Origin of the sequence: Nonomuraea sp. NPDC003709 (assembly GCF_040610775.1) — a bacterium.
GTDB lineage: Bacteria > Actinomycetota > Actinomycetes > Streptosporangiales > Streptosporangiaceae > Nonomuraea > Nonomuraea angiospora_A.
Genome location: NZ_JBEXMW010000004.1, coordinates 38,899 through 64,543, shown reverse-complemented (window position 1 = coordinate 64,543; position 25,645 = coordinate 38,899). Strand labels below are relative to the sequence as shown.

25 protein-coding genes, 2 tRNA genes and 1 pseudogene are annotated in these 25,645 nt (G+C 68.1%); 16 read left to right on the top strand and 12 right to left on the bottom strand.

The window, feature by feature from the left end; genetic code table 11:
* The first annotated feature begins 110 nt into the window (after positions 1 to 110).
* Entirely contained in the window at positions 111 to 842 is a 732-nt protein-coding gene (locus tag ABZX61_RS13060) for a YafY family protein (protein WP_350723111.1), read from the top strand.
* Between the two features lie 86 nt (positions 843 to 928).
* On the top strand, positions 929 to 1,285 hold the full coding sequence (locus ABZX61_RS13055; protein ID WP_350723113.1) for a VOC family protein: 357 nt from the start codon (positions 929 to 931) through the stop codon (positions 1,283 to 1,285).
* 162 nt (positions 1,286 to 1,447) lie between these two features.
* Here ABZX61_RS13055 and ABZX61_RS13050 read toward each other — a convergent pair whose 3' ends face one another.
* From ABZX61_RS13050 to aceE, 3 genes are all read right to left on the bottom strand, one after another.
* Entirely contained in the window at positions 1,448 to 2,182 is a 735-nt protein-coding gene (locus ABZX61_RS13050; RefSeq protein WP_350723115.1) for a maleylpyruvate isomerase family mycothiol-dependent enzyme, read from the bottom strand.
* Between the two features lie 10 nt (positions 2,183 to 2,192).
* Positions 2,193 to 3,686, bottom strand: a complete 1,494-nt coding sequence (locus ABZX61_RS13045) for an alpha/beta hydrolase (protein WP_355194154.1) — start codon at positions 3,684 to 3,686, stop codon at positions 2,193 to 2,195.
* A gap of 185 nt (positions 3,687 to 3,871) precedes the next feature.
* A complete protein-coding gene (gene aceE / locus ABZX61_RS13040) occupies positions 3,872 to 6,619 on the bottom strand; it encodes a pyruvate dehydrogenase (acetyl-transferring), homodimeric type (RefSeq protein ID WP_355194153.1) in 2,748 nt (915 codons plus the stop codon).
* Between the two features lie 740 nt (positions 6,620 to 7,359).
* Here aceE and ABZX61_RS13035 point away from each other — a divergent pair.
* From ABZX61_RS13035 to ABZX61_RS13005, 7 genes are all read left to right on the top strand, one after another.
* Positions 7,360 to 7,542 (top strand): DUF1918 domain-containing protein, encoded by a 183-nt coding sequence (locus ABZX61_RS13035; protein WP_350723120.1) that lies wholly within the window; start codon positions 7,360 to 7,362, stop codon positions 7,540 to 7,542.
* A 9-nt stretch (positions 7,543 to 7,551) separates the two neighbouring features.
* Positions 7,552 to 7,959: a secondary thiamine-phosphate synthase enzyme YjbQ gene (locus ABZX61_RS13030; protein WP_355194151.1), complete on the top strand. Its 408-nt coding sequence runs from the start codon at positions 7,552 to 7,554 to the stop codon at positions 7,957 to 7,959.
* A gap of 117 nt (positions 7,960 to 8,076) precedes the next feature.
* A complete protein-coding gene (locus tag ABZX61_RS13025; protein ID WP_355194150.1) occupies positions 8,077 to 8,505 on the top strand; it encodes a DUF3052 domain-containing protein in 429 nt (142 codons plus the stop codon).
* 36 nt (positions 8,506 to 8,541) lie between these two features.
* Complete coding sequence (locus tag ABZX61_RS13020; RefSeq protein WP_355194148.1) at positions 8,542 to 8,997, top strand: peroxiredoxin; 456 nt, start codon at positions 8,542 to 8,544, stop codon at positions 8,995 to 8,997.
* Between the two features lie 14 nt (positions 8,998 to 9,011).
* Complete coding sequence (locus ABZX61_RS13015) at positions 9,012 to 9,335, top strand: hypothetical protein (protein ID WP_350723127.1); 324 nt, start codon at positions 9,012 to 9,014, stop codon at positions 9,333 to 9,335.
* A 434-nt stretch (positions 9,336 to 9,769) separates the two neighbouring features.
* Positions 9,770 to 10,771 carry an ROK family protein gene (locus tag ABZX61_RS13010; protein WP_350723248.1) on the top strand — a complete coding sequence of 334 codons (1,002 nt, stop codon included), beginning with the start codon at positions 9,770 to 9,772 and terminating at the stop codon, positions 10,769 to 10,771.
* A 17-nt stretch (positions 10,772 to 10,788) separates the two neighbouring features.
* Positions 10,789 to 10,860, top strand: a tRNA-Val gene (locus ABZX61_RS13005).
* A gap of 59 nt (positions 10,861 to 10,919) precedes the next feature.
* Here the strand turns inward: ABZX61_RS13005 and ABZX61_RS13000 are convergent.
* From ABZX61_RS13000 to ABZX61_RS12990, 3 genes and pseudogenes are all read right to left on the bottom strand, one after another.
* Entirely contained in the window at positions 10,920 to 12,104 is a 1,185-nt protein-coding gene (locus tag ABZX61_RS13000) for a site-specific integrase (protein ID WP_355194145.1), read from the bottom strand.
* Positions 12,101 to 12,301 carry a helix-turn-helix domain-containing protein gene (locus ABZX61_RS12995; protein ID WP_319713682.1) on the bottom strand — a complete coding sequence of 67 codons (201 nt, stop codon included), beginning with the start codon at positions 12,299 to 12,301 and terminating at the stop codon, positions 12,101 to 12,103. The genes ABZX61_RS13000 and ABZX61_RS12995 overlap by 4 nt, the downstream gene beginning before the upstream one ends.
* Positions 12,298 to 13,667, bottom strand: a pseudogene (locus tag ABZX61_RS12990) (replication initiator). Before ABZX61_RS12990 ends, ABZX61_RS12995 begins: the two are co-directional and overlap by 4 nt.
* Positions 13,668 to 13,879: 212 nt before the next feature.
* Between ABZX61_RS12990 and ABZX61_RS12985 the strand changes: the two are divergent.
* Positions 13,880 to 14,755: a GntR family transcriptional regulator gene (locus tag ABZX61_RS12985; RefSeq protein WP_355194143.1), complete on the top strand. Its 876-nt coding sequence runs from the start codon at positions 13,880 to 13,882 to the stop codon at positions 14,753 to 14,755.
* 191 nt (positions 14,756 to 14,946) lie between these two features.
* On the opposite strand, the gene ABZX61_RS12980 is transcribed toward ABZX61_RS12985, so the two are convergent.
* The gene (locus ABZX61_RS12980) at positions 14,947 to 15,414 is read right to left on the bottom strand and encodes a hypothetical protein (RefSeq protein ID WP_355194141.1); all 468 of its coding nucleotides are present in this window, start codon (positions 15,412 to 15,414) and stop codon (positions 14,947 to 14,949) included.
* Positions 15,415 to 16,926: 1,512 nt separating this feature from the next.
* Between ABZX61_RS12980 and ABZX61_RS12975 the strand changes: the two genes are divergently transcribed.
* The 3 genes from ABZX61_RS12975 to ABZX61_RS12965 all read left to right on the top strand — a co-directional run bounded on the left by ABZX61_RS12975 (position 16,927) and on the right by ABZX61_RS12965 (position 19,121).
* The gene (locus ABZX61_RS12975) at positions 16,927 to 17,703 is read left to right on the top strand and encodes a hypothetical protein (RefSeq protein WP_355194139.1); all 777 of its coding nucleotides are present in this window, start codon (positions 16,927 to 16,929) and stop codon (positions 17,701 to 17,703) included.
* 67 nt (positions 17,704 to 17,770) lie between these two features.
* Positions 17,771 to 17,852: transfer RNA gene (locus ABZX61_RS12970), tRNA-Val, on the top strand.
* Positions 17,853 to 18,437: 585 nt separating this feature from the next.
* A complete protein-coding gene (locus tag ABZX61_RS12965; protein WP_355194137.1) occupies positions 18,438 to 19,121 on the top strand; it encodes an SMI1/KNR4 family protein in 684 nt (227 codons plus the stop codon).
* Positions 19,122 to 20,000: 879 nt separating this feature from the next.
* Here the strand turns inward: ABZX61_RS12965 and ABZX61_RS12960 are convergent.
* Entirely contained in the window at positions 20,001 to 20,438 is a 438-nt protein-coding gene (locus ABZX61_RS12960; RefSeq protein ID WP_355194135.1) for a MarR family transcriptional regulator, read from the bottom strand.
* A gap of 26 nt (positions 20,439 to 20,464) precedes the next feature.
* Here ABZX61_RS12960 and ABZX61_RS12955 point away from each other — a divergent pair, with 26 nt between their 5' ends.
* A complete protein-coding gene (locus ABZX61_RS12955; protein WP_355194133.1) occupies positions 20,465 to 20,872 on the top strand; it encodes a hypothetical protein in 408 nt (135 codons plus the stop codon).
* Between the two features lie 40 nt (positions 20,873 to 20,912).
* On the opposite strand, the gene ABZX61_RS12950 is transcribed toward ABZX61_RS12955, so the two are convergent.
* The gene (locus ABZX61_RS12950) at positions 20,913 to 21,638 is read right to left on the bottom strand and encodes a LysR family substrate-binding domain-containing protein (RefSeq protein WP_355194131.1); all 726 of its coding nucleotides are present in this window, start codon (positions 21,636 to 21,638) and stop codon (positions 20,913 to 20,915) included.
* 55 nt (positions 21,639 to 21,693) lie between these two features.
* Between ABZX61_RS12950 and ABZX61_RS12945 the strand changes: the two genes are divergently transcribed.
* Both ABZX61_RS12945 and ABZX61_RS12940 read left to right on the top strand, forming a co-directional pair.
* Positions 21,694 to 22,074 carry a DUF5997 family protein gene (locus tag ABZX61_RS12945; protein WP_350723152.1) on the top strand — a complete coding sequence of 127 codons (381 nt, stop codon included), beginning with the start codon at positions 21,694 to 21,696 and terminating at the stop codon, positions 22,072 to 22,074.
* Between the two features lie 204 nt (positions 22,075 to 22,278).
* Positions 22,279 to 22,569 (top strand): hypothetical protein, encoded by a 291-nt coding sequence (locus ABZX61_RS12940; protein ID WP_355194129.1) that lies wholly within the window; start codon positions 22,279 to 22,281, stop codon positions 22,567 to 22,569.
* A 257-nt stretch (positions 22,570 to 22,826) separates the two neighbouring features.
* Here ABZX61_RS12940 and ABZX61_RS12935 read toward each other — a convergent pair whose 3' ends face one another.
* Genes ABZX61_RS12935 through ABZX61_RS12925 form a run of 3 tightly spaced genes read right to left on the bottom strand, consistent with a single transcriptional unit; the run spans position 22,827 to position 25,632 of the window.
* The gene (locus ABZX61_RS12935) at positions 22,827 to 23,825 is read right to left on the bottom strand and encodes a hydroxyacid dehydrogenase (RefSeq protein WP_355194127.1); all 999 of its coding nucleotides are present in this window, start codon (positions 23,823 to 23,825) and stop codon (positions 22,827 to 22,829) included.
* Entirely contained in the window at positions 23,822 to 24,739 is a 918-nt protein-coding gene (locus tag ABZX61_RS12930) for a carbohydrate ABC transporter permease (RefSeq protein ID WP_355194125.1), read from the bottom strand. The genes ABZX61_RS12935 and ABZX61_RS12930 overlap by 4 nt, the downstream gene beginning before the upstream one ends.
* A complete protein-coding gene (locus tag ABZX61_RS12925) occupies positions 24,736 to 25,632 on the bottom strand; it encodes a sugar ABC transporter permease (protein ID WP_355194123.1) in 897 nt (298 codons plus the stop codon). The genes ABZX61_RS12930 and ABZX61_RS12925 overlap by 4 nt, the downstream gene beginning before the upstream one ends.
* Between the last annotated feature and the right edge of the window lie 13 nt (positions 25,633 to 25,645).

Here is a 25,645-nt window from a genome sequence, read left to right as displayed (position 1 = left end):
GGCACGGCCTGGCCGGTGCGGTGAGACCCCCGTGGCGGCGGGGTGAGGCACGGGTGGCCGCGACGGCGCGCGGACCATGATTGTCGGTGGCGGCGCGTAGCGTCGCGGCTGTGAATCGCACCGACCGGCTCTACGCACTCGTCGAAGACCTGCGCGCCATCGCGCCCCGCTGCCGCTCCGCCCGCGAGCTGGCCAAGCGGTTCGAGGTGAGCGTGCGCACGATCGAGCGCGACATCACCGCCCTTCAGGAGTCAGGGGTGCCGATCTACGCCGAGGCGGGCCGCAAGGGCGGTTACGCGATCGACAAGAAGATGTCCCTGCCCCCGCTCAACTTCACCCCGGCCGAGGCGGTGGCCATCGCGGTGGCGCTCAGCCAGGCCGGCGACCAGCCGTTCGGCCGGCAGGCCCGCAGCGCGTTACGCAAGGTCGTGGCCGCGATGCCGGGCTCCGAGGGCGACCTGGCCAGGGAGCTGGCGCGGCGCGTGCAGCTCGTCCACCACCCGCCGGAGCCCGGCTCCCCCGAGGTCCGGCCGCTCGGGGGCGAGGGCATCTCCCGGGCCATCGAGGAGGCGCTGCTGCGGCGGCGCGTGCTCAGGCTCGAATACGCCGACGCCAAGGGCGCGCTGACCTCGCGGGACGTCGAGCCGGGGGTGTTCCTGGGCGGGCGGGGCGGGTTCTGGTATCTCGTGGCCTGGTGCCGATTACGCGATGACGTGCGGGTCTTCCGGCTCGATCGCATCGCCGCCGCGACCGTGACCGCCGAGCGCAGCCCCGACCGGCCGCTCGAAGGCTTCGCCGCCGACGTGCCCAACATGATCGTGGACACCGCCATGCTCGATTAGTCAATCGAAAACACCGACATAGGGTTGTCGCAACAGCGTTAGATCGTTGCTTTGTTCGAGAAAGGTTCAGTGACGAGGAGACGACGATGGACAACACCGTGACCTGGTTCGAGATCGCGACCGACGATCCCGAAGGCGCCCAGGCGTTCTACGGTGGGTTGTTCGGCTGGACGTTCAGCGCCGGCGAGGGGCCGATCGACTACCGGATGATCGGCTATCCGGGCGGCGAGCAGCCCGGCGGCGGGCTGTTCAACACCAAGGGCGAGTTCCCGGCGCACGCGATCTTCCACGTGCAGGTGGCCGACGTCGAGGCGGCCTGCGCGAAGAGCGAGTCGCTGGGCGGCAAGGTGATCACGAAGGTGATCGACGACGGCGCCGGCACCGACTTCGCCTACCTGCGTGACACGTCCGGGAGCGTCTTCGGGGTCTTCCACCGCAGGTGAGCTTCCCCCCACAGGTGAATCACCCGTTCGAGGGCCGGGGAGGACGCCTTCCCCGCAGACCCCCGGCGTACGGACGGGCCGCTTCCTAGGAGCGGTTCACCCCGTGCCCTGGGCACGCCGCCGATCGCCGAGCGGCGGCGCGTCCAGGGCCCATCCCCCGTGTCAGAAGGCGGCTTTGGACAGCCAGCGCTTGAGGAGGTCGGCGTCGCCGTACACGGTCAGCGCCTCGGGCGAGCGCCGGCCGTAGAGCATGAGCAGCAGGTCCTGGGCCGTCCCCTGGACGGCGCAGTCGCCCTTGGTGTGCCCGCGCGCCCAGTCGACCGTCCCGGCCGGGCCCTGGGTGATGGTCCACTCGCCGTCGGCGTCGTTCGCGTGGAGGTGGATCGTGGCCCCCTCCGCCTCGAGCTCCGCCAGCGACCGGGTCACCCAGGTCGCGTACGGCAGGTTGTGCAGGAATTCCTCGATGCCGTCGATCGCGACCTCGGCCGGGACGACCGGGTCGATGCCGAGCGCGAGCTCCGCGTCGACCCGGTGGATCACCAGCTCGAAGAGCATCCGGCGGGGCCACCACGACGCCTGCCGGTCCGGGCCCCACGTCCACACCGCCAGCGTGGGGTCGGTGTCGCCGAGCGTGCCGAGCAGCTCGGCCGCCCCGGCGGTCAGCCAGGCCGCGTCGCCGCTCTGCCCCTCGGCCAGCCCGCTGGGCACCTGGCGCGACCAGATCCGCTCCTGGACCTGGTTGCGCAGCACGTGCACCGCCCAGCGGTGCGTCTGGCCGACGTGCGTGATCAGCTCGGCGAGTGTCCATCCCGGGCACGTGGGCACCGGGACGGACAGGTCCGTGGCCAGGGCCGCCAGGCGGGCGGTCTCGGCGTCGATGAGCGAGTCGTATGTCACAGGCCCCACCCTAGGCCGCCGGGCAGGTCGCGCCCTTCTGCGGGAGCTTGCCCTCGATCAGGAACGAGTCCACGAGCTCCAGCACGCACTTGCTGCCCGACAGGTAGGCGCCGTGCCCCTCGCCCTCGTACGTCACCAGCCTGGCGGTCTTGAGCTGGGCCGTCAGCCTGGGCGCCCACTCGTACGGCGTGGCCGGGTCGCCCTTGCCGCCGATCACGACGATCGGCGCCGAGCCGGTGGCGTTCACGTGCCGCGCCTGATCGCTGCCCTTGGCCGGCCAGACCCGGCACAGCCCGCCGGACCCCTCGCTGCCGAACAGCGGCGAGATCTTCATGGCGGCCGCCTCGGTGCGGCGCAGCTCGGCCTCGCTGGGCCGCTCGGAGGTGTCCACGCAGGTGATGGCCGGGAAGCTGGTCATCTGCGTGGAGTATTTGCCGTCCTGGGAGCGGCCCGTGTAGGAGTCGGCCAGGTAGAGCAGCGCCTCGCCGCGCCCCTTGATCGCCTCCGAGAGCGCCTGCTCCAGGAAGGGCCAGGTCAGCTCCGAGTACAGCGCCGCCGCCACGCCCGTGGCGGCCAGGCCCTGGGTGAGCTCGCGGGTGCCGACCTTCAGCGGCTGGGTGGTGAGCTGGTTCAGCAGCTTGTCCACGTTCGCGTTGGCGGTCTCCTGGTCCTTGCCGATGTCGCACTTGTTCTTGACGCACGAGCGCAGGAAGCTCTCGTACGCCTTCTGGAACCCGCGCGTCTGCACCAGCGTGCGCTGCTCGAACGTCACCGTCGGGTCGAGCGGCGCGTCGAGCACCATGCGGCCGACCTTCTTCGGGAACTCGGTGGCGTACACGGCGCCGAGCTGCGTGCCGTACGACATGCCGACGTAGTTGAGCTTGGGGTCGCCGACCGCGTCGCGGATCCGGTCCATGTCGCGGGCGGCGTTCACGGTGCCGATGTACGGGAGGATCTTGCCGGAGTGCTGCTGGCAGAGGGCGGCGAACTGCTTGTTGGCCGCCGCGGTCTCCTGGTGGGTCTGGCTGTCGGACGGCAGTGTGTCCAGCGCGGTGAACCTGTCCATCTCCACGGTGTCGCCGCAGCGCACGCCGGAGCTGCGCTCCACGCCGCGCGGGTCGAAGCTGATCAGGTCATATCGGGCGCGCAGCCCGGTGAGCGCCTTGGCGGCCTGGTCGAGCGTGTCGACGCCGGAGGCGCCGGGACCGCCGAAGTTGAAGACCATCGAGCCCAGCCGGTTCTTGCCGGTGGTGGGCAGTTTGATGAGCGCCAGGTCCAGCTTCTCGCCGTCGGGCTTGTTGTAGTCCAGGGGAACGGCCAGCTTCCCGCACCGTACCGAACTGTCCTGGCTGGCCGGTGGCTCACCGCCGGGACGCTTGATGTCGGTGCACGGCCCCCAGCTGATCGTGCCGGTGTCCGCCGTCGACTGCGTGGCGGGCTCGGCCGGCACGGTGGAACAACCGGCGAGGACCGGGATGAGCAGGGCGGCTAGGACGCGTCGCATAAACAGACTTCTCCCTCGTCTCTCAGGGGGAAGTAGTGCCCACAATACGTGACGCCGCACCATACCTGGGTGAGGCGGCACGTACCCCTCCTGAACGTGCCGCCTCACAGGCCGAACGCCGCGGGCGGCGAAAATGACGGCGCCCCCGCGAGAAGTACTTCGCGGGAGCGCCGCTCCTGGATGACTCAGACGCCCATCGATTGGGTGTCGTTGCTCTCCGCGCCGCCCGCCTCGGTGACGCCGTTCTTGAGGTGGTAGCGGGCGATCGCCTCGCGCAGCACCTCGCCGTCGAGCTCGCCCCGCTTGACCAGGCTGGTCAGCACGGCCAGCGTGATCGAGGCGGCGTCGACGTGGAAGTGGCGGCGCAGCGCCGAGCGGGTGTCGGACAGGCCGAACCCGTCGGTGCCCAGCGAGGACCAGTCACCCGGCACCCACTGCGCGATCTGGTCCTGCACGGCCTTCATGTAGTCGCTGACGCCCACGAACGGGCCCTGCGCCTGGGAGAGCGCCTGGGTCACGTAGGGGACGCGCTGCTCGGTGTCGGGGTTGAGCAGGTTGTGCTCCTCGCAGGCCAGCGCGTCGCGGCGCAGCTCGGACCACGACGTCGCCGACCACACGGTGGCCGAGACGCCCCAGTCCTCGGCCAGCAGCCGCTGCGCCTCCATCGCCCACGGGCCCGCCACGCCGGAGGACAGGATGTTGGCCTTCGGGCCCTGGGTCTGCGGCCCGTCGGCGAACTTGTACAGGCCCTTGAGCAGGCCCTGCACGTCGAGGTCGGCCGGCTGGGCGGGCTGCAGGTAGGGCTCGTTGTAGACGGTCAGGTAGTAGAAGACGTCCTCCGGCTGGTCGCCGTACATCCTCCGCAGGCCGTCCTTGACGATGTGGGCCACCTCGAACGCCCACGACGGGTCGTAGGAGATCGCGGCCGGGTTGGTGGAGGCGATGAGCGGCGTGTGGCCGTCCTCGTGCTGCAGGCCCTCACCGTTGAGCGTGGTGCGGCCCGCGGTGGCGCCGAGCAGGAAGCCGCGGCCCATCTGGTCGCCCATCTGCCACATCTGGTCGCCGGTGCGCTGCCACCCGAACATCGAGTAGAAGATGTAGATCGGGATCATGTGCTCGCCGTGCGTGGCGTAGGCGCTGCCCGCCGCGATGGCCGAGGCCATCGAGCCCGACTCGCTGATGCCCTCGTGCAGGATCTGGCCCTGCGTGGCCTCCTTGTACGACAGCAGCAGCTCCCTGTCGACGGCCTCGTACGTCTGGCCGTGCGGGGAGTAGATCTTGGCCGTCGGGAACATGGCGTCGAGACCGAACGTGCGCGCCTCGTCCGGGATGATCGGCACGAACCGGTGGCCGATCTCCTTGTCGCGCATGAGGTCCTTGAGCAGCCGTACGAACGCCATCGTGGTGGCGACCTGCTGCTTGCCCGAGCCCTTGGCGAAGCCGCCGTAGACCTCGTCGGCGGGCAGCTTGACCGGCTTGGCGCGCATGACGCGCTTGGGCAGCACGCCGCCGAGCGCCGCGCGGCGCTCCTTCATGTACTGGATCTCGGGGTCGTTCTCGCCCGGGTGGAAGTACGGCGGCAGCTCGCCCTCCAGCGCGGAGTCCGGGATCGGCAGGTAGAGCCGGTCGCGGAACTCCTTCAGCTCGGCCTTGGTGAGCTTCTTCATCTGGTGGGTGGCGTTGCGCGCCTCGAAGTCCTTGCCCAGCGTCCAGCCCTTGATGGTCTGGGCGAGGATCACGGTCGGCTGGCCGACGTGCTCGCGGGCCGACTTGAACGCCGCGTAGACCTTGCGGTAGTCGTGGCCGCCGCGCGACAGCTTGCGGATGTCGTCGTCGGTCAGGTGCTCGACCATCTTGCGCAGGCGCGGGTCACCGGCGAAGAAGTGTTCGCGGATGTACTCGCCGGACTCGACCGAGTAGGTCTGGAACTGGCCGTCGGGCGTGGTGTTCATCTGGTTGACCAGCACGCCGTCGACGTCGGCCGCCAGCAGCGGGTCCCAGTCGCGGCCCCACACGACCTTGATGACGTTCCAGCCGGCGCCGCGGAAGTACGACTCCAGCTCCTGGATGATCTTGCCGTTGCCGCGTACGGGACCGTCGAGCCGCTGCAGGTTGCAGTTGATCACGAACGTGAGGTTGTCGAGCTCCTCGCGGGCCGCCAGGCCGATCGCGCCGAGCGACTCGGGCTCGTCCATCTCGCCGTCGCCCAGGAACGCCCACACGTGGCTGCGGCTGGTGTCCTTGATCTGCCGGTTGAGCAGATAGCGGTTGAACCGCGCCTGGTAGATCGCGCCGATCGGGCCGAGACCCATGGAGACCGTCGGGAACTCCCAGAAGTCCGGCATGAGGCGCGGGTGGGGGTAGGAGGGCAGGCCGTGGAAGCCGTGCGACAGCTCCTGGCGGAACGCGTCGAGCTGGGCCTCGTTGAGGCGGCCCTCGAGGAAGGCGCGGGCGTAGATGCCCGGCGCGGCATGCCCCTGGAAGAAGACCTGGTCGCCCGACTCGCCGTGATCCTTGCCGCGGAAGAAGTGGTTGAAGCCCACTTCGTAGAGGGAGGCGGCGGAGGCGTAGGTGGCGATGTGGCCGCCGACATTGGTGCGGGCGTTGGCCCTGGACACCATGATGGCCGCGTTCCAGCGGATGTAGGCGCGGATGCGGCGCTCGACGTGCTCGTCACCGGGGAACCAGGGCTCGCGCTCCGGCGGGATCGTGTTGATGTAGTCGGTGCTCCGCAAACCCGGCACCCCGACCTGGTGCTCGCGGGCCCGCTCCAGCATGCGCAGCATGAGGTAGCGGGCTCTGGTGCGGCCTTCGGTCTTGACGACGTTGTCGAGAGACTCGAGCCACTCGTTGGTCTCGCTGGGGTCGACATCAGGCAGCTGGCTGGGTAGGCCGTCGCTGATGATCGAGAATCGCTGGCGTCCGGAAGCCACTGGGTCTCGCCTTCCGAGGATGACTGATGTCTGGTCTGGGTCGCCTTCCATCCTGGTCGCTAGCCGTAGAAAACGCATCTCTACTGACCGGTAACCAGTGGTGTCCCTGCTGGCAGAGACAGATCAGATGGCCTAGACCACCGATGGTAGGACGAATCGCCACCAAAGGTTACATCCCGGGAGCAATTTAACAAGACAGGAAAACGAACGAAATTTCGCTCGAATGTCTCTGGACTCCTGGTCCCCGCACCCTCCACTCTCCCCCGAAGGGAGGGGGTTCTCACCCCATGAGGGCGCGACGTGACGGGCGAGTCTAGCGGCCATCCTCCCGGCCCGGCTCCGACGGGGGCCGTCCGGCGGAGGGTCGGCCGGGAGCGCATCGCCGCTGATCATGCCCCTTGTCGCCACTTGCGACTTGTGACGCCCCTCACCACTCATGGGCTCATACCACCTCTTCCTGTCCATGACGCCCCTCAGACGCGCATGACCCTTAAGATCCCTCGCCTCCCTCTCATCTCGGCACCCCTGCCACCCCCAAGGCCCACCACCATCTCGAGGCTCCTCCGCCTCCCCCCGGCCTCCGAACTCCCTCCACGCCTTGCCCGTTCGCCACCCAGCCCGGGCACCGCCGCCTCATCGCAGCGTAACGTTTCGGTCATTTTTCTCCGCCCCTCTGGAGGGGGAGCAAAACTTGCGAATCACCCTTTTCGGACGGCCTCCCGCGTACCAATGTGGGTTATATGAATGCTGCAGTAGGAGACCGGCTCCTGGTGCACGGACATGCCGTTGGCGAAGGGGACCGGAGTGGTGTGATTGTGGAGGTCCAGGGCCTCGAAGGCGGGCCTCCCTACATGGTGCGCTTCGACGACGGGCACACCGGTCTGGTGTTTCCCGGCCCGGACGCCGTCGTGGTGCATAAGTAAGATTTCCCTGTGAGATCTGAAATCATCTCCGTGGCCACAGGGTCACGAGAGACAGTGCACGACATCACCGCTGAATGCGCTGATTTCGTGCGCAGGCAGGGCGAAGACGGGCTGTTGCATATCTTTGTGCCCCATGCGACCGCCGGTGTAGCCCTGCTCGAGTTGGGCTCGCGCAGCGACGACGACTTGCTCGCCGCGCTGCGCGACCTGTTGCCGCCCGACGACCGCTGGCGTCACGCCCACGGCTCGCCCGGTCACGGACGGTCACATGTCATGCCCGCGCTGATCCCGCCTTACGCCACGGTCCCCGTGCTGGGCGGGCGTCTGGCACTCGGTACGTGGCAGTCGATCGCACTCGTCGACCTGAACGTCGACAACCGGCAACGCCAGGTTCGCCTGTCGTTTTTGTCGGATTGATTCTGGCCGACTACGGCCGTACCCGTGGCGACCGTTGACGACTGAGGGTCACAGCGTGTGGACTGTGCCGAAGCGATAAACCGCATAAGCGGGGCCACTCAAGCAGGAGGGATAAACGTGAGCGCGACCGCGGGTCAGGCGCAGGGCGAGCGCGGCCTGGCCGAACGGCTCGGCCTCAAGCCGGGTCAGGTGGTGCAGGAGATCGGTTGGGACGAGGACGTCGACGACGAGCTTCGCGACTCCATCGAGAACCTGACCGGCAACGAGCTGCTGGACGAAGAGAGCGACGACGTCGTAGACGTGGTGCTGATGTGGTGGCGCGACGGCGACGGAGACCTCTTCGACGCCCTCAGCGACGCCATGCGAGCACTCGCCGACGGCGGCCGGATCTGGCTGCTGACTCCCAAGGCCGGACGCGACGGCCACGTGGAGCCGAGCGACATCGGGGAGGATGCCGCTACCGCGGGTCTCTCACAGACCAGCAGCATCTCCGCCGCACCGGACTGGTCCGGGACCAGGCTCGTCACGCCCAAGGGCAAACGGTAGGGAGTCCGAGCGCCTTCCGTACGGCAGGATGAAGCCGTGAACGCACATCCTGCCGAGGTCGGCGCCCTGGCTCCGGATTTCGAGCTGCAGGACCAGCACGGCACCCCGGTGAGCCTGTCTCAGTTCCGGGGCACGAAGGTCGTGCTGGTCTTCTACCCGCTTGCCTTCAGCGGGATCTGTCACGGTGAGCTGTCCGCGCTGCGCGACCAGCCGCTCGACGGGGCACAACTGCTGACCGTGTCCGTCGACTCCCTGTTCACGCACCGTGCGTGGGCCGATCGCGAGGGTTACACGTTTCCGCTGCTCTCCGATTTCTGGCCACACGGACAGGTCGCGCGGGCGTACGGTGTGTTCGATGAGGCGAAGGGGTTCGCTCTTCGGGGGACCTTCATCATCGACGGCGAGGGTGTGATCCGGTGGTCGGTGGTCAATCCGACCTCCGCCGCACGCGACATCGCCGACTACATCAAGGCACTCGCCGACATTTCTTGACCTCGGAGGGAACGATGCCCTGCTACCGATGCGGGGCCCGGCAGACCGACCCGGTGCGCGGCGCCAGCCCGTGGCAGCGCGGGGTGCGCCGCGAAACGCAGGTGTTGATCTGCCCGGACTGTCAGCGGCTGCACGACCTCGACCTCGACTCGTGCGCGGCCTGCGGGTCGGTCGCGCTGATCTGCCGGCTGGGCGAGGTGGAGTGCCGGTCCTGCGGCGACGTACGGCTGGCGCGCTCGGACGCGCTCGCGGGCTCTCCCGTCTCCCCACCGTCCTCACCCCCCGGCCTCTCGGCGGAGGTGGAAGCGGCCCTCAACCGCGTACTGGGCCGCACCTGAGCTCCACGACCGGACACGAACCCACGGAGCCCTGAGCCCGGACACAGAGGCACGGGGGCCTGGACGGGGAGGACGGGGGCACGGGGGGCCTGGACGGGGAGGACGGGGGCACGGGGGGCCTTCACAGCGCCGCGAGCAGCTCTGAGCCCTCGGCAGGCTGCCCTGGGCCCCGAATCCTGGATCCCTCGGCGCAGGGCAGGGCTTGGGCAGGGCTCGGCCGGGTGGAGGTCCAAGCCAGGCCCGGCCAAACCGGGTCCAAGCCAGGCCCGGCCAAGCCGGGTCCAAGCCAGGCCTGCCCAAGCCCTGCGCCGCCCTGCCAAGCCGGATCCAAGCCCCGGGAATCCCTGCAGCGAATCCCTGCAGCGAACCCCGCGGGCGAAGAGACTCTTTCCAGACATTTGCTGAGCTGCGCTATCGTCTCCTCCGTGTCCGAGATGACTCCGAGCGTGAGCGAGAGCCCGAACCCGAGTGTGAGCGTGAGCCCGAACCCGGCTCCGAGCTCGTTCGTCGTCGCGCTCGACGTCGGCGGCACGTCCATGAAGGGCGGCCTGGTCAGCGACTCCGGTGTGGTGCTGCTGAGCGAGCGGCGCCCGACCCCGCGGGCGGAGGGCCCGGAGGCGGTCGTGTCCGCCATCTCCGACTTCATTAGCCACCTGGCCTCCTCGGGTGACGGCACCCCGGCAGGCGTGGGCCTGGCGGTCCCCGGCCTGGTCTCCGACAACGCCGCCGTCTACGCCGCGAACCTGGGCTGGCGCGACGTCCCCGCCACCAGCTTCACCACCCTGGACATCCCCGTCCTGCTCGGACACGACGTACGCACCGGCGGCCTCGCGGAGAGCATCCTCGGCGCGGGGCGGGGCCTGTCCGACTTCCTCTTCCTCCCCATCGGCACGGGGATCGCGGGCGCCTCGATCATCCGCGGCGAACCGTACGGCGGCTCCTCCGGCTGGGCGGGCGAGATCGGCCACACCCCGGTCTTCCCGGACGGGGAAGAATGCGCGTGCGGCCAGTTCGGCTGCCTGGAGACGTACGCCTCGGCCGCCTCGGTGGGCCGCCGCTACAGCCAGCGCGCCGGCCTGGAGGGCGTCAAGGCGGAGCAGGTGGTCTCCTCCGACGACCCGATCGCCGTAGAGGTCTGGGACGAGGCCGTGGAGGCCCTGTCGCTGGCCCTGGCCACGTACACGCTCCTGCTGGACCCCACGGTGATCGTCCTCGGCGGCGGCCTCGCCGAAGCGGGCCCGGCCCTCTTCGACCCGGTACGCACCCGCCTCGTCAAACGCCTGGCCTTCCGCGAGGCACCCCCACTGGTGCCGGCCGCACTCGGGGTCGACGCGGGCATGCTCGGAGCCGCCCTCCTGGGCTGGCGCGCCGCAGGCCGCCCCGAACTGGGCCCGGGCTGGACAGTGGATGTGCGATCGGGCCCCGTGGTGTCGTAAGGTGTAGTGCCGATCAGGGGCGGTTAGCTCAGCGGTAGAGCACTCGCCTTACAAGCGAGGGGTCACTGGTTCGAACCCAGTACCGCCCACCTGCGTAAACATTTGATCTCTGATCTTGAAAACGGCGTCTGAGTGACTAAGTGAGTGACTAACTCCCAAAGATCTTGTCCATCGCCGCAGCTCCCTGCATGATCACGGGCCGGATCTGGTGCCGGTAGACCGTCTCGGTGACCACCGTGTTGGAGTGCCCGACCAGGCGCGAGATGTCCTCGATGGGGACACCGGAGTCAGACAGCACGGACACAAAGCTGTGCCGCAACTCGCGAGGCGACCACTCCCGTCCGGTGAGCCCTGCCGCTTCCACGACCTTCCGGAAGTCGCGCCGTACGTTGTGAGCCGTCACGGGCGTGCCGGTCCGCGTGCAGAACACGAGATCCGTGCCCTTCCACCGGTCCCCCGCCTTCTCCTGAGCGATCTCTTGGGTTTCCTTGAGCAGGCGCAGCGCATCAACGCAGCGCCGGGGCAGCTTGAGCGAGCGGCGGGACTTCACCGTCTTGGTGTCGCCCTTCTGCCGGACGGACCACCAGACGTAGATCGCGAACTCCTCGTGCTCCCAGCCCGTGTCCCCCACCGGGAGCCACGCGGCCCGAGCCTCGTCGTAAGCCACGACGTGCGACCAGAGCAGCGCCCTCAGTTCCTCCGTACGAGCGCCGATCAGCAGTGAGAGGACGATGTAGGCCCGCATGCGCTCACCGCCCTCCTCAGCCTGTGTGAGGACGGCAAGAGCTTGAGCCAGCGTCAGGGCCTTGGACGGACGACCCGCGCGTCCCTCAGGGATGTCGCAGAGGTCCACGACGTTCCGCTTGACCTTGTCGCGACGCATCGCGCTCTTGACCGCCCGGTTGAGGATGCCGTGGATCAGCTTGAGTGACCGGGTGCCCAGTTCGCCCGTCTTACCGGCCAGCCACTTGTCGACGTCTTCCACGGACAGGTCCCGCAGCTTGCGGGCACCGAGGGCGGGGATCACGTGCGTGTCGGCGTAGGTGTTGTACATCTTGACGGTTGCGGGAGAACGCCCGCCGAGGCCGTGCTGAAGCCAGTAGCGGACCGCATTGGCCACCGTGTAGTTGGTGGGCGCGATGGCCAGGCCGTCCTCATGGTCGCGAACGATCTCTTTGAGCTTGGCCTTGGCTTCGGTCTTGGTCTTGCCGCTGGCCTTCTTGACGATGCGCTTGCCGGCCGGGGTGTAGCCGACCGTCACCGAGGCGATCCAGCGTTGCCGCTGCTCGTCCCAGTGCAGGCCGCCGTCTCCTCGGCTGCGTCGTTCGGTCATGAAGCCTCCTGTTCGAGTAGGGAGATGTAGTCCTCTATGGCTGAGGCGGGGATGAGCCGGGTGCGCCCCTGGGTCACGGAGCGGAGGCGTCCTGAGCGGATGAGTTCGTAGATCACGCTTCGACTGAGGCTGAGCAGGTGCATGGCCTCGCAGACGCGGTAGAGCCGCCGGTCGTGGGCGGGTGGGGGTGGGGTCATCCATCCGTCTGATCTGCCGCGATCTTGCGGGCGGTCTGGACGCGCTGGCGGATGTGTTCGGCCATGATCGCTTCGCCGGGGGTGTAGCCGATTCCGGCGAACCGCCAGTGGCCCAGGACGAGCGTGGTGACGTCGCCGAGGGCGGGCAGGCCGTGACGCTCGCGGGCTTCGGCCGCGCGATGGGCGGCACGAGCGTTGCGCAGGTCGGTGAGGTTGAGCGAGTAGGCGCGGCTCTTGCTGGAGAAGTGGCCGCGAAAGCCGAGCATGTGAGCCCAAAGACGGAGCCGGAGCGCCCGGAACTCAGGGCGTCCGCCGAGGTCCCAGCAGGTGCGGATCATGCGCCGTGCATGGTCGGTGACGGGCAAGGCGTCCAGGTTCAGACCGGGCTTGAGGCCCGTGCCGTGGCAGTGACCGCAGGCGGCCATCAGGCTCAGTCGCCCGCGTCCGGCGCAGGCCCGGCAGGACAGGCGGTGATCAACGGTGCCGGAGGCTTCGGCACCCTTGGTGGCGTACTTGGCGATATAGGAGGCGACGGCTCGTTCGCTGAGCCCGTCGGCGCTGGGGTCGAGCAGGATGGGGCGGATGTCGAGCTGGTCGCCCCAGGTGAGGGTCCACCGGCCGAGATCGCTCGGGGGTGTGGTGACGGCGACCTGGTGGGCGGCGGGTGGGATGGCGTGGGTGAGCAGGTGGTGGTCTGCCCAGTCGGGCGGCGGCTCGTTTGGTCCGGCGGGTCCGTCGAGGCGGATGATGGCGTGGAAGTGGATCAGGCCGCGCCGCTGGTACTCGGCGACCTTGGCGAAGGACACCTTGGCATGCTGGGCGAAGGCGCGGCGGGTCATCCCGGTCTGGTTGGCCAGCTCCTGGCGGATGGCCAGGGTGAAGCGGTGCCACAGCGCGCCCGCGTGTGCCTGCCACAGCACCGCCCGTGTAGTCGTAGCAGTCGGGGCAGATCGGCTGGCCGAGCCGTTCGTCCTGGGGTTCGTGCCGGAGGTGGCAGCCGACCGGACGCCCGTGCTCGCACAGCCTGTCGCGGTTGCGGGGACGGCAGGGACGGCCGTTGCGGTGCGAGTGGACGGGGCCGAAGGAGGGGGCGGTCAGGGTGACGAACACCCGCGCTGACGGTCTCGGGTACGCCCTTGCCGCCGGACAGGCCCGCCCGGATCAGGTGGAAGGTGTCGGCCTGGTAGGTCTGCGAGCACGCCGGGCACACCGACGCGCGGCGGTTGCCGCAGGCCACCAGGAGATGTCCCGAGGGCTCACCATCAGTTGTGTACGCGTGCAGGATCTCCCCCGTGCCCGCGTCCACGATCATCGACTGGCCGGCCAGGTGCACCGGATGGGCGCACCCGCCGGTCGCCGCAACCATGGACCGCCACCGCGCGTATCCCGGCGCGTTGACCAGGCGGGCCAGATCAGCCATCCGCTCGGCGCCGGATGGCTGATCGTCGTGCCGTTCCTCCTTGCTCATAGGGCACCACCTCCTTAGCTTGACTACCTGTACTACAGATTGACAGACATGGCGCATGCTCGTCAGCCTGTAGTACAAGTAGTCCTGAGGATTTACCAAGGAAGGTCACCATGGACACCAGCCCCGACGACAAGGACGCCCGCTGGCGCGTCATCGCCACCGACCTACGAGCCGCCATCCTGGACGGCCGCTATCCCCCCGGCGGCGCACTGCCCAGCGAACCCGAGCTCGTCAGGAAGTACGACGTCTCCCGCCCCACCGTCCGCAAGGCCATCGACACCCTCGTCTCCGAAGGGCTGGCCTACGTCATGCGCGGACGCGGCTCCTTCGTCCGCCCCATGCCCGAACGCCGCACCATCCTCATCACCGACCGCGACCGGCCCGACCTCGCAGCCCCCGGAAACCACCCCGACGTCCAGGCATTCGGCTGGGACCTCGCCCAACGCGACCGCGAACCTGAAGCCCCGCTCTTCATCGGCGAGAAGACCACCGCCAACCGCGACGTCGCGATCATGCTCAGCGTCCGCCCCGGCCACCCGATCATCCGCCGCCGCAGCATGTGGCACCGAGGCCACACCGCCGCCATCCACGGCGCATCGGCCCGCCTGGAGATCAACTCCTACACCAACGCCGACCTGCTCCCCGACTGGGATGACCCCAAGCGCCACGCCCAGTACCGCAAGCGCCCCGGCTTCTTCTACCAGTCCCTCATCCGCGAACACGGCCCCGTCCGCTGGATGACCCTCACCACCGCCCGCATCGCCTACGAAGACGAACGCACCGCACTCGGCATGGACTACGCCGAAGCCGTCCTCATCATCCGCCGCGCCATGGCCCACCCCAACGGCCACCCCATCGAGGTCACCGAAGTCAAAGCCGCCGCCAACCGCTACGAGATCGGCCACCACCGCGAACTCGCCGACGACCCCGAAGCCGACCTCACCCCACAAGAACTCAGCGACAACGGCATAGACCTCGTGATCTAGCTATGTGCACGGTCGGCGCTGACAGGTCACTTCGGCCCTCGACTGATGCCCAGTCGTCGGATAGGCCCCTGGTTGCAACCGGGACCGCCCCCGTACAGAACCGGGGAGGCTGCTTCGCTACGAAGTTGGATACCTCGGAAGCCGACCGTGCGCCAAGACCATAGCCGCCAGCGCCGACAAAAGGATCAGACTCATACGCGTCTGTCGACCGATTCTCCCTGGGGCTGCTTCATGCGAAGCAAGAGGCTCTGCGCCTCGGTACGAACGCCCTCGTCCTCATCGGAGGTCAACTCCCGCAACTGCTGGACAAGCTGATCTGCACCGCTCTCCGTTACCCAGCGGGGATCGCCACAGATTTCCGCCCACAGTTGATCAGCGGTTTCGAAACCCTGCGCACAAGCGAGTGCCGCCAGCACGGCGCGCAACCCATATGCGTCCCCCCGCTGCATGAGAGCTTTCGCCGTCTCCTGGGTGACCCCTGTGTCATCGGGATCCAGCAGGAGGCGGTGAAGGATCTCGGACACCTCAGGTACGTGTGCCGCTGCCGCAAGACGCCGTCCGGCGGTGGCTCTCACTGACCACAACGGGGAGTCGGCCTCATGAACGGCGCTGGTGATCGAGTCCACGCGTGGCCGTTCCTGGTCGGGGTCATCGCGCACTCGCTCCACTCTAAGCCCGTGGATGACGACCGTGCCGTCCGGTCTCCCGAAGGCGTCGATAACACCACGATCCTGGACAGAAAGCGATCATGCGAGAGAGGACACGCGTCTGTCGGCGAACTGGCTCAGAGTTTCTTTACAGGTTGAACTGGCTCAGAGTTTCTTTACAGGTTCAAGGCGACGGCGCTCCGCGTCGTGCGCACGGCCCCGCGCCCGCCTGCCGTCCCGGGCATGCGGCCTGGGGGCCGGTCCCGGGCGGCAGCGGCTCGGGCCGTGCCTCCACACGGCCGCCGCACCGCCGTACACCCTCTGTCGTCGACCTCCGCACCGTCGCCCCGCTCCGCCGCCGGCCCCCACCGCTTCGCGGCCCTTCGGGTGCTTCGCATGGGCGCCGGCCGCTCCGCTCACATAGGACGGGCAACTCTTCAAGCCTTGTGCCTCCGGCGGGAGCGCTCCGGCACCGAGGTGGTCACCTCGCACACCATCGACTCAGGCAAGCCCAGCAGCCCGACTCCTCCGCATCAAGCCCGGCCCTGATCGCAGGACAACGCATGATCGAGGAACGGCGACCGGCGAACGTACACGCGAAGCCGGGCTTGACACTCCGTCCCCGGCCCGCTGCCGCTACGCGGCGAGTCGACGGCGTACGAGGTGAGTACGAAGCTGCCCCCCGACCGGAACACGGCTGAGCGGCTATCGCGACGAGGGAAGAGGCGACGCGGGACGCACCGCCCCCTCTTCCGGGGGCGGTTCGGCCAGATGGACGCAGGCCTGGCAGGCACGCGTAGCTGTGGGCAGGAAAGGCAAGCACCAGCCGAGGGTCGGCAGCGGGCGCACTACCTCGCCGCACAAGCTGACCTTCTGCTTGGCCCGTACGGCATGCTGTACGGCGTTCCTCTCGTGGTTGGACAGGCCGAGCCGGTAGTCGCATGCTGGCTTCTCCGATCCTGCCGAATCATCGTGTACGAGCAGGTCATCCCAGTGGAATGGCCAGCGCTGCACCCCTCCGGGCAACTCGTGCGGCTGTCCGTCGAGTTTGAGCAAGCCCAGGGTGCCGTTACGCAGCACAGCTACCACGGTCCCGCGACGACCGAGCAGCACTGAGGCCCACGCTCGTGTCTGCGCTGGGCTGTGGAGCAAGTCCACGATCTCGGCATGACAGCCGATTCGCGACGAAGGGTTGCTCACAGCGCCTGCTCCGCTGCTTCCTGCTCCTTCAACCGCTCGGCCAGTTGAGCGACGTCATCCGCGTCGATCGTCTGGCAGAGACCGTGGTCCACCTCGTACTGGGATAGACGTCGGCCGTTTCGAGTTGCCCAGAGACGCCCTACAGAACTACGCCAAATACACCAACCGGGAAAAGCCGCTTGGAGATCTCCGAGAATTACCGGGGTTGACATGGGATCAGCGTGCTTACTTTTGCGTGACGAACCCACCGCGTTATAGAGACGTCCAGGACGTTATGGCGTTACGCTCAAAACGTCCCTGACGTCCTCTGTCCCGAGGTGTACCGTGGCCAACGTCGCCCTACGCAGCGCCATGCTGAACGCCAAGGTCACAAACCTGAGCCTGGCCGACCGGTGTGGCGTGGACGTCAAGACGGTGGAACGCTGGCTGCAGGACGAGGCTCGCGTCCCGCACCTGCGGCACCAGTGGGCCGCCGCAGAGGCACTAGGAGTTGAGACAGCCGTGCTATGGCCAGATGCAATTCGCAATACGGTGAAAACGGGGCCGGACAAGGAAGTATTGGCCGTTTATCCGTATCGCTCCGCGTGCCCGAAATCAATCTGGCGCAATCTCATCAACGCGGCGCGCAACGAGATCGTGTTCGCCGGTTATACGAACTACTTCTTGTGGCTGGAACACCCGAACCTGGCGAAGGCCCTCAAGCGGAAAGCGCAGCAGGGCTGCAAGATCCGGTTTCTCGTCGGCGACCCGGACAGCGAGGTCACCCAACGCCGCGAGGAGGTGGAGAACGTCCCATTGACCGTGTCCACGCGCATCCGGATCACGCTGTCGGAGATCGAGCAGCTACGCGACGTCCCCGGCATCGAGGCTCGATACGGCGACGAGCACATCGCCATGAGCGTGTTCCGCTTCGACTCGGAGATGCTGGTCACCCCTCACCTGGCCAAGCTGGTGGGGCACGATTCGCCGATGCTGCACCTGCGGCGGTACCAGGACGATGGCCTGTTCGACCGATTCGCGTACCACGCCTCCGAGCTGTGGAGCAACGGCCGTGACGTATGGCAGCAACCGCCGCCCACGGGCCAGATGCTGGGTGACTAACTGAGTGACAATCACCCCGGACGGCCCTGGACTTCAGAGGACCGTCCGGGACCATAACTCCAGGTGGGGGCGGGTATCGGCCAAGATCCCACCCCCACCTGATGTGCCTTACAAGCGAGGGGTCACTGGTTCGAACCCAGTACCGCCCACCTGCATCAAGAGCCCCGTCTCCAATCATGGAAACGGGGCTTCGTCCCATTTACCGGTGCGACAGAGCCCATTCGAAGATCCATTGGAGTTGTTCGCGATCTTTGCGTCGGCGATCCTGCGGTCAGCCTTGGCCGTGATGCGCTGATAGATCAGCGCTGCCCGAACCAAGTCATGCCCCATGCGCAGTATGAGATCTTTGGGGCTCGCGCCGGCGCTCGCCGCGATCGCGTTGCCGGCGTGTCGGAGATCATGGAGGCGGAGGCTCGGGAATCGATCTTTCTCGTGCTCGTGTCTCACTTGGCCGCGCGCCGTAAGTTCCTCCGGCAGAGGATGCCGAACCGTGAGCCGGTGAAGATCAGCGCATCGGGCCTCTAAGGTGGGTCAAGATGGTCGCGGAGCCGCGCAGGAGTCCATACGGTCGCAAGCCCGAAAAGGATTACCCTGGCACCTCCACCGCCCCGCGGCGCACCCGCCCCACACCCCGCCGCAGCCAAACGAACCCGCCGCAGCCAAACGAACCCGCCGATCCAAGCTAGCGCCATGCCGCCGCCAGGTTGCTTCACGAAAAGCCGCATACTGGCGCCATGTCGACCATGACAGCAAGACTCGACCGACTGCGAGCCATCGAAACCGGCCGACCCGTACACCTGCACAAGTTCTACCGACGCAATAAGCGGTTCCTCATCTTCGGCGCTGAACGACACCAGTACCGCAACACCCCGCTCGACCCGACCTCGGTCCTGGCCCTAGAAGACGATCTCGGCGTCCAATTACCACCCGCATACCGGGAGTTCCTGCTCCAGGTCGGCCCCGGCGCGGGCCCCTACTACGGCATCTGGGAACCGCAGGAGATCGTAAAAGAGACCGAGGGCGATCCTGCCAAACCCTTCCCGCTCACCCGTCGCGACGCCGAGGAGATCTACAACGCCTGGTACGCATGGGTCCAGGAACCAGAGCCCGACTCCGGTGGCGGCCCCAGCATCGAAGCCCCCTACCCCACACCTGGCTGCATCTTCATCGGCACCCAGGGCTGCTCCAGTGTCACCGCGTTGGTGACCACAGGAGAGCTGACGGGCACGGTTTGGGATGTCTGGCTCGACGAAAGCGCCTGGCGACCGGCCACGGCCGCCCCTGCCAGCTTGGAGAGCGAGCTCTATGACCTGGCCGCACCGACGTATCTCGGTCCTACGCCCACCTTCGACGCTTGGTATGAGGCATGGCTCACACGCGCCGATGTCGAACTGTCACCTCCAGGAGAAACCTCCTGAGCGGTGCCGCATCATCACGCAAGCCCCGTTACGCGCGAGCGCTCCCGTTGGTTGCCGACGCCGAGGCATGCCACCACACGTGATGCGTCGGGAGGCAGGAAGAGCTGAAAGTTGTAGGCGGACTCGGTGCTCTTGACGATGCCGAGGAGGAGAGGAGGTGCTGAAGTCCGCAGGTGCCATGCCGCGCGATCGCCTCGTCAAAGCCAAGGGACGGGTTCCCCATCCGGCGGGTAAGACGAGCGCGACGCCGGTAAGTCCTGGTCAGGGATAGCGCCTCGACCGGGTCCTGCCACACCTCGAAGGACGCTCCAGCCGTGAGCGCCCGTCGGCAAGCGCGGCCTGCTTCCCCTGCATTGTCGAGGAGTTGAACGAGCGTCTCTCTGTCCACGAAGGCAGCGTACGCACAGCGCGGTCTCCCGGTGCCATGCGATATACGTGCAATGATCACGAGGACATCGGCATGCAGGTACCGTTCCGTCCCAGGTAAATAGGGTCACAAGCTCCGTGCGGGTGGATCGCCCGTAGGGGCGCCGGGTTCGCTTCCGTGCCATCTGCATGCCGCAAGGCCGTGCCATATCCCGCAAGCAGCTCCTTACGAGCGAGGGGTCACCGGTTCGAACCCAGTACCCGCCACCTGCATGAGCACCCTGTCATCGATCTTGAGAACGGCGTCTGGGTGACTAAGAGGTCGCGCCGCTAGGTGATGGCGTCGTTCGGGGCGCTTGGTCCAGCAGTGGGTGATCCAGGCCCCGACGGATCAGGCTACGGATCGCGATGACGGTGTCGGCGAAGTCGAAGAACGCATCGACGATGGCCGTTGGGCGTTCGTGGCAGCGGGCGAGTCATTCGCCGACGCCGACCTGCCACGCGCAGTGCCCGTCACTTCCCAACGAGGCCAGTCGCAGCGGCGATCCGACCCAGGGTCCGGCGCAGGGCCGCCACCTCGGCGGGGTCGATGGCGCTCAGCAGTTCCTCGTCGTTCTGCCGCGCCAGCGAGAGCGTCTGGTGCCGTAGATCCCGGCCGGTCGGTGTCAGCTCGATGAGCTGACGCCGACGGTCTGCGGTGTCCCGTACTCGTCGTACGGCATCGAGCTTCTCAAGTTCGTCGAGCATGTCGACGACCACACTGGCGGTCACCCCGACGGCCTTGGCCAGCTCCAGCTGCGCCCGGGGCCCGTCGGCCAGGAGCTCAAGGACCGCACAATGCCGTGGCCGCAGGCCGAGCGGGGCCAAGCGATCCGCGAACTGCCCGTTCGCCTCCTGGCCCAGCTTGCCCAACAGGAAACCCACCGTGTTGATCAACGACTCTTCCACCATCACACCACCGATGCTAGCCTAACCATATGATTCGGCACCCGAAAGATATGGCTCCCTCATTAAATGTCCGTCGATTCGGCGCACTTGTCGTGCTCCTCACCGTGGTCACATCCGGCTACTTCGCAGTGTCCAGCCTGGCGGACCCGGGCGGGCTGGTGCCTGGAGGCGATCAGGCCGCCCCCAGGACCTATGCCGCCTACATGGCGGCCCGCAGCGTGGTGCTGCTCGGCGGAATGGTCTGGTTGCTGGCCCGACACGCCTGGCGTTCCCTCGGGCTGCTCCTCGCATTGAACGGCGCGGTCCAGATCGGCGATGCGGCGATCGGCGCTGCGCACCATCAGGTCCCTCAGACGATCGGCCCCCTGGTGTTCGCCGTCGCCCTGCTGACAGCCGCCCGGCTGCTCACCGGCCGCAATCCGACCGCCCCCGTATGAAAACCCTGGCTTCGGCCTGGGAAACCACGGAAGGTCCGGGTCATCGGGGCCGGGAGCCCTTCCCTTTACGGCGGGCCGGTACGGCGCGGCGGCCGGAGCCGGTTTTCGCGGGTTTCTGGGCCTGCCGCTGTGCCGGTTTCTCCGCAGGGGCGGCGGGGGTACGGCCCCGCGAGCTGTTCACTGTCCGGCCGCGGACGATACCGATGAAGTCTTCCACCAGGTCGGTGGTCGCGTCCGTGGGCCAGGCCAGCGCGACCTGGGACTGCGGCGCTTCCAGCACCGGCCGGTAAGTGAGGTCCCTGCGGTGATAGAGGCGTGCCAGCGACTGCGGAACCAGGAGCAGCCCGGCGCCGGCCGCTACCAGCTCGATCGCTTCCGCCGTTGTGGCCGGGCGGGTGAACGCGGGCTGCCCAGGCCGGACCGTCCACTCGATGGTGTCGTCCAGAGGATGGAGCACCTCGTCGTCGGCCAGGTCGGCGATGGTCACCTCGTCGGCGGCGGCCACCGCGTGGTCCTTGGGCACCACGACCACCGTGGTCTCCACGTAGAGCGGAATCACGCTGAGCCCGTCCCGGTCGACCGGCAGCCTGACGAATCCCGCGTCGGCGCCGCCGTCCCGAAGGAGACCCACCACCTCGGCCGCGGGAACAGTGGCCAGGGTGATCGGCACGTCGGGCAGCCTCTCGGACCAGATGTTGACCCATTTCGCGGGTGTCACCCCGGGCACGTACGCCAGCCGGAACGCCTTGGTCTCCCCATCAGTCACTTCCTCAGGGTATCGATGTCATGGAAACCCGTTCCGACTGACTACTCTTGACGTCATGACCTCGCCCAAATCGAAGAGCATCCAGACGATGAAGCCCGAGACCGCGGCCAAGAAGCTGGGTGTCCTCCTCTCGGCCACTCCCGCCGAGTTCCAGGCGGGCGTCGTCTCCAGGGACGAGCTGAACGAGTTGCAGGCGACGCCACCCGCCTGGCTCACTGATCTGCGCCGCAACGGCCCGCACCCCAGGCAGGTCGTCGCCGCGAAGCTCGGGATCTCCAATTCGGGCCTGCTCAGGGCCGGGATCACCGAACCGCTCACCACCGCTGAGATCGACGCGCTGAAGGCGGAGAACCCGGCGTGGCTGGAGCACGAGCGGTCCGTCCAGGCCGAGTCCCGCAAAGAAGCACTCCGCCTCAAGCAACGGCAAGACGGCTGAGGCCCTGAGGCTGGGGTGATGCGGTTCGCGCCGGGCCAGGCGCGGGCCACTGGCGACGACTCCTACCACATGGGGTCAACAGCGACGCGGGGGTACGCAGCCGATCAAGGTTGAGCACCCGATAAGGACGCCGTGCCGATCCGTACCTTGGACTCAAACGACGGACGTCTTCCGGTGGAACGCGGCAAGTGTCAGAGTATTGCGGTGGCTGAGCAACCCGATGACACGCGAAGGCTTCGCCCGACATGGCCGATCTGGGTCAACCTGCTCTTCATCGTCTTCGGCCTGTTCGTCCTCGTGACCCAGACCTTGGGGCTGCTCGCGGGCGGGCCCTGGGACCTGTTCGGCCGGAACCTGGGGTCATGGTCGTGGCTGGGGCGGCTCGTGGTGATCTTCGGCTGGGTCCTGCTCGTTCACCTGCATGTTCGAGATCTGCTGCGGAAGCACAAGAAGAGCGGGTTGGACGTCACGGGCGGATCCTCACCTCGCCGGTGAAGGTACGACCGTCGGTCAGATGACCGGCGACGGAACCGGTGCAGCCGGCCGCCGCCTTCGCGATGGCGGCGCCGTCCACCCGGAGTTCGCCGTGCGGGAGCGCCGTCGCGGCGAGCCTTCCGTCGGCGATCGCGCGGACCGTACTCAGGAGGATCCCGTGGGGCCCGCTCCCGGAACGACCGGATGAGTCGCGCCGGGGCGGGTTCACGTCGAGGCGGGCCGCCGCGGCGGGGGTTGCCCGGAAAGCGCCCGCCAAATCACGCCGAGCGGCCGATCGTGTCGGCGCGGACGGCATGCGCGAACGGCAGGCCCCGCGTGTACCGTTCCAGCTCGTCGAGTGCCGAGTGGGCCAGGCGGCGCAGCTCGCCGCCCACCGAGCCGGCGACGTGCGGGGTGAGCAGGACGTTCGGCAGGTCGTAGAGCGGCGAGTCCGCCGGGAGGATCTCGGGCTCGGTGACGTCGAGCACGGCGTCGATCCGGCCCGAGGCCAGTTCCTTGGTGAGCGCCTCCATGTCCACCAGCGAGCCGCGCGCGGTGTTGATGAGCGTGGCGCCGTCGGAGAGCAGTCCCAGGCGCCGCGCGTCCAGCAGGTGCCGGGTCTCCGGCAGCGCCGGGGCGTGCACGGAGACGACGTCGGAGGCGGCCAGCAGCTCGTCGAGGCCGACCGGCCGGGCGCCGAGCGCGGCCGCTGCGGTCTCGTCGAGGTACGGGTCGTTGATCAGGAGCTCGAGGTCGAACGGGCGGAGCAGGTCGAGCACCCGGCGGCCGATGTGAGAGCCCCCGATGATCCCGACCGTCCTGCGGTAGTTGCCCAGCGAGGGGAAGTGCGCCGCCCAGTCGAGGGCCCGGCGCTGCGTGCGGTAGAGGTCGCGGATGCCGAGGACGCGTTTGCCGGCGAACAGGATCGCGGCGACGGTGTACTCGGCCACGGGGAGCGCGTTGGTGGCGGCGCCCGACGAGACGGCTATGCCGCGTTCCCAGCAGGCGTCGGTGATCAGGCTCTTGACCGTGCCCGCCACGTGGACGACGGCCCGCAGCCCGGGTGCCCGCCGCAGCACGGAAGCGTCGACGGGCGGGCAGCCCCAGCAGGTGACGAGGACCTCGGCCGCGGCCAGCTCCGGCACGTCCGCGAAGTCGCTGACGACCAGGCCGGGGTCGACGTCCACCAGCCGGGTGAGCCGGTCGAGCTCGTCCGGCCCGAACAGGTCGTCCTTGAATCGCGGCTCCATGGCGAGCAGCGCGCGGGGAAGGGTCACTTGACGGCTCCAGCGGTCATGCCCGCCCTCCAGTACCGCTGCAGCACCACGAAGGCGATGACCAGCGGCACGACCGCCACCAGCGAACCGGTGATGGCGAGCAGGTAGTCCTCCGGATGGCCCTGGTTCAGCGACGTGGTCTGCCAGGTGTACAGACCCAGGTTGAGCGGGTAAAGGTGTTGGTCGGTCAGCATCACGAGCGGCAGGAAGAAGCTGTTCCAGATGCCGGTGAACTGGAAGAGGAAGATGGTGACGAAGGCCGTGCGGAGCATCGGGAATCCGATGCTGAGGAAGGTCCGCAGGTCACCGGCGCCGTCGACGCGGGTCGCCTCGATCACCTCGTCGGGCACGTACGCGGCGCTGAACACCCGGGCGAGATAGACCCCGAAGGGGAAGACCAGGCTCGGGAGGAAGACGCCCCAGAAGGTGTTCACGATGCCGGTCTTGGACGCCAGCAGGTAGATCGGCAGGGCCATCGCGCTGGCCGGTACGAGCACGCCGAGGAGGATCAGCCCGAAGATCTTCTCCTTGAACGGGAACGAGAGCTTGTCGAAGGCGTACCCCGCCGCCACGCACAGGGTCGTGGCGATGAGGGCGCCGCCCACGGCGTAGAGGGCGGTGTTGCCGAGCCACCGCAGGTAGATGCCGTCACCCGCGCTGAACAGGTGCGCCAGGTTGGCACCGAGGTCGAAGGTCCGCCCGAAGGCGAAGCCGCCGGTGCCGAACAGGTCACGCATGTTCTTCGTGGCCGCCATGAGCAGCCACAGCAGCGGCATCACCGTGTAGAGCACGGCGATGACGAGGACACCGTTGACGGCCGCACGCGAGAGCAGGCGCGGCATCGGGCGGGAGCCGGGCTTCCTGCGCCGCCTTGAGGCGGGAACCGGCGGTGCGGGCGTCGCGGTCAACGTCATGGCTGCACCCTCCGCGCCGAGAACCGGGTCACGATGAAGGACAGGACCCCGCCGAGCAGGGCGATCAGGATCGAGGCGGACGCGGCCAGGCCGTAGTCGTGGTTGTCGAAGGCCGCGCGCATCGCGTACATGTTCGGGCTCCAGGCGCTGCCGATCTCGGTCGACGCCCGGTAGATCACCTTCGGCTCGGTGAAGAGCTGCAGGGCGCCGATGACGGTGAAGAGCACGTTGAGCGCGATCGCCGGGCGGATGAGCGGGACCTTGATCCGCAGCGCGATCCGCAGCCCGCTCGCCCCGTCGACCGTCCCCGCCTCCAGGACGTCCCTCGGGACGGCCTGCAGGGCGGCGTAGAGGATGACCATGTTGTACCCGACCCACTCCCAGGTGGAGATGTTGACCACCGAGAGCAGGGCGTGGTCGGCCGACAGGAAGCTCCACTTCACGCCGGCCGACTCGAGCATGTCGATCACCGGGCTGAGCCCGGGCGTGTACAGGTACACCCAGATGATCGCGGCGATGAGCCCCGGTACGGCGTGCGGCAGGAAGAGGCCGAGCTGGAAGAAGCGTTTCGCCCGGACCATGGCCGAGTCGAGGAGCAGGGCGAGCAGGAGCGCGCCCCCGATCATCACCGGGATGTAGAGCAGGACGTAGGTCGCGATGACCAGGAAACTGTCCCGGAACGCCGCGTCGCCGAGCGCCCGGGCGTAGTTGCCGAGGCCGACGAAGAAGGTCTCGACGCCGCCGAAGCCGAGGCCGGAGCTGCGCTCGGTGAACAGGCTGAGCCACCCCGCGTACACCAGCGGCGCGACGGAGAAGGCGAGGAACAGCAGGAGGAACGGGCCGACGAGCAGGGCGGCGGTGCGCCCCTGCCCGCGGGCCGGACGGGTCGCCACGGCATCTCCTTGA

What these genes read in the sequence shown, in the direction of transcription:
- ABZX61_RS13055 (WP_350723113.1), top strand. Translation starts at nt 929, where the DNA reads ATGGACAACACCGTGACCTGGTTCGAGATCGCGACCGACGATCCCGAA.
- ABZX61_RS13045 (WP_355194154.1), bottom strand. Translation starts at nt 3,686, where the DNA reads ATGCGACGCGTCCTAGCCGCCCTGCTCATCCCGGTCCTCGCCGGTTGT.
- ABZX61_RS13035 (WP_350723120.1), top strand. Translation starts at nt 7,360, where the DNA reads ATGAATGCTGCAGTAGGAGACCGGCTCCTGGTGCACGGACATGCCGTT.
- ABZX61_RS13015 (WP_350723127.1), top strand. Translation starts at nt 9,012, where the DNA reads ATGCCCTGCTACCGATGCGGGGCCCGGCAGACCGACCCGGTGCGCGGC.
- ABZX61_RS13010 (WP_350723248.1), top strand. Translation starts at nt 9,770, where the DNA reads ATGACTCCGAGCGTGAGCGAGAGCCCGAACCCGAGTGTGAGCGTGAGC.
- ABZX61_RS13000 (WP_355194145.1), bottom strand. Translation starts at nt 12,104, where the DNA reads ATGACCGAACGACGCAGCCGAGGAGACGGCGGCCTGCACTGGGACGAG.
- ABZX61_RS12995 (WP_319713682.1), bottom strand. Translation starts at nt 12,301, where the DNA reads ATGACCCCACCCCCACCCGCCCACGACCGGCGGCTCTACCGCGTCTGC.
- ABZX61_RS12985 (WP_355194143.1), top strand. Translation starts at nt 13,880, where the DNA reads ATGGACACCAGCCCCGACGACAAGGACGCCCGCTGGCGCGTCATCGCC.
- ABZX61_RS12965 (WP_355194137.1), top strand. Translation starts at nt 18,438, where the DNA reads ATGTCGACCATGACAGCAAGACTCGACCGACTGCGAGCCATCGAAACC.
- ABZX61_RS12960 (WP_355194135.1), bottom strand. Translation starts at nt 20,438, where the DNA reads ATGGTGGAAGAGTCGTTGATCAACACGGTGGGTTTCCTGTTGGGCAAG.
- ABZX61_RS12955 (WP_355194133.1), top strand. Translation starts at nt 20,465, where the DNA reads ATGATTCGGCACCCGAAAGATATGGCTCCCTCATTAAATGTCCGTCGA.
- ABZX61_RS12945 (WP_350723152.1), top strand. Translation starts at nt 21,694, where the DNA reads ATGACCTCGCCCAAATCGAAGAGCATCCAGACGATGAAGCCCGAGACC.
- ABZX61_RS12930 (WP_355194125.1), bottom strand. Translation starts at nt 24,739, where the DNA reads ATGACGTTGACCGCGACGCCCGCACCGCCGGTTCCCGCCTCAAGGCGG.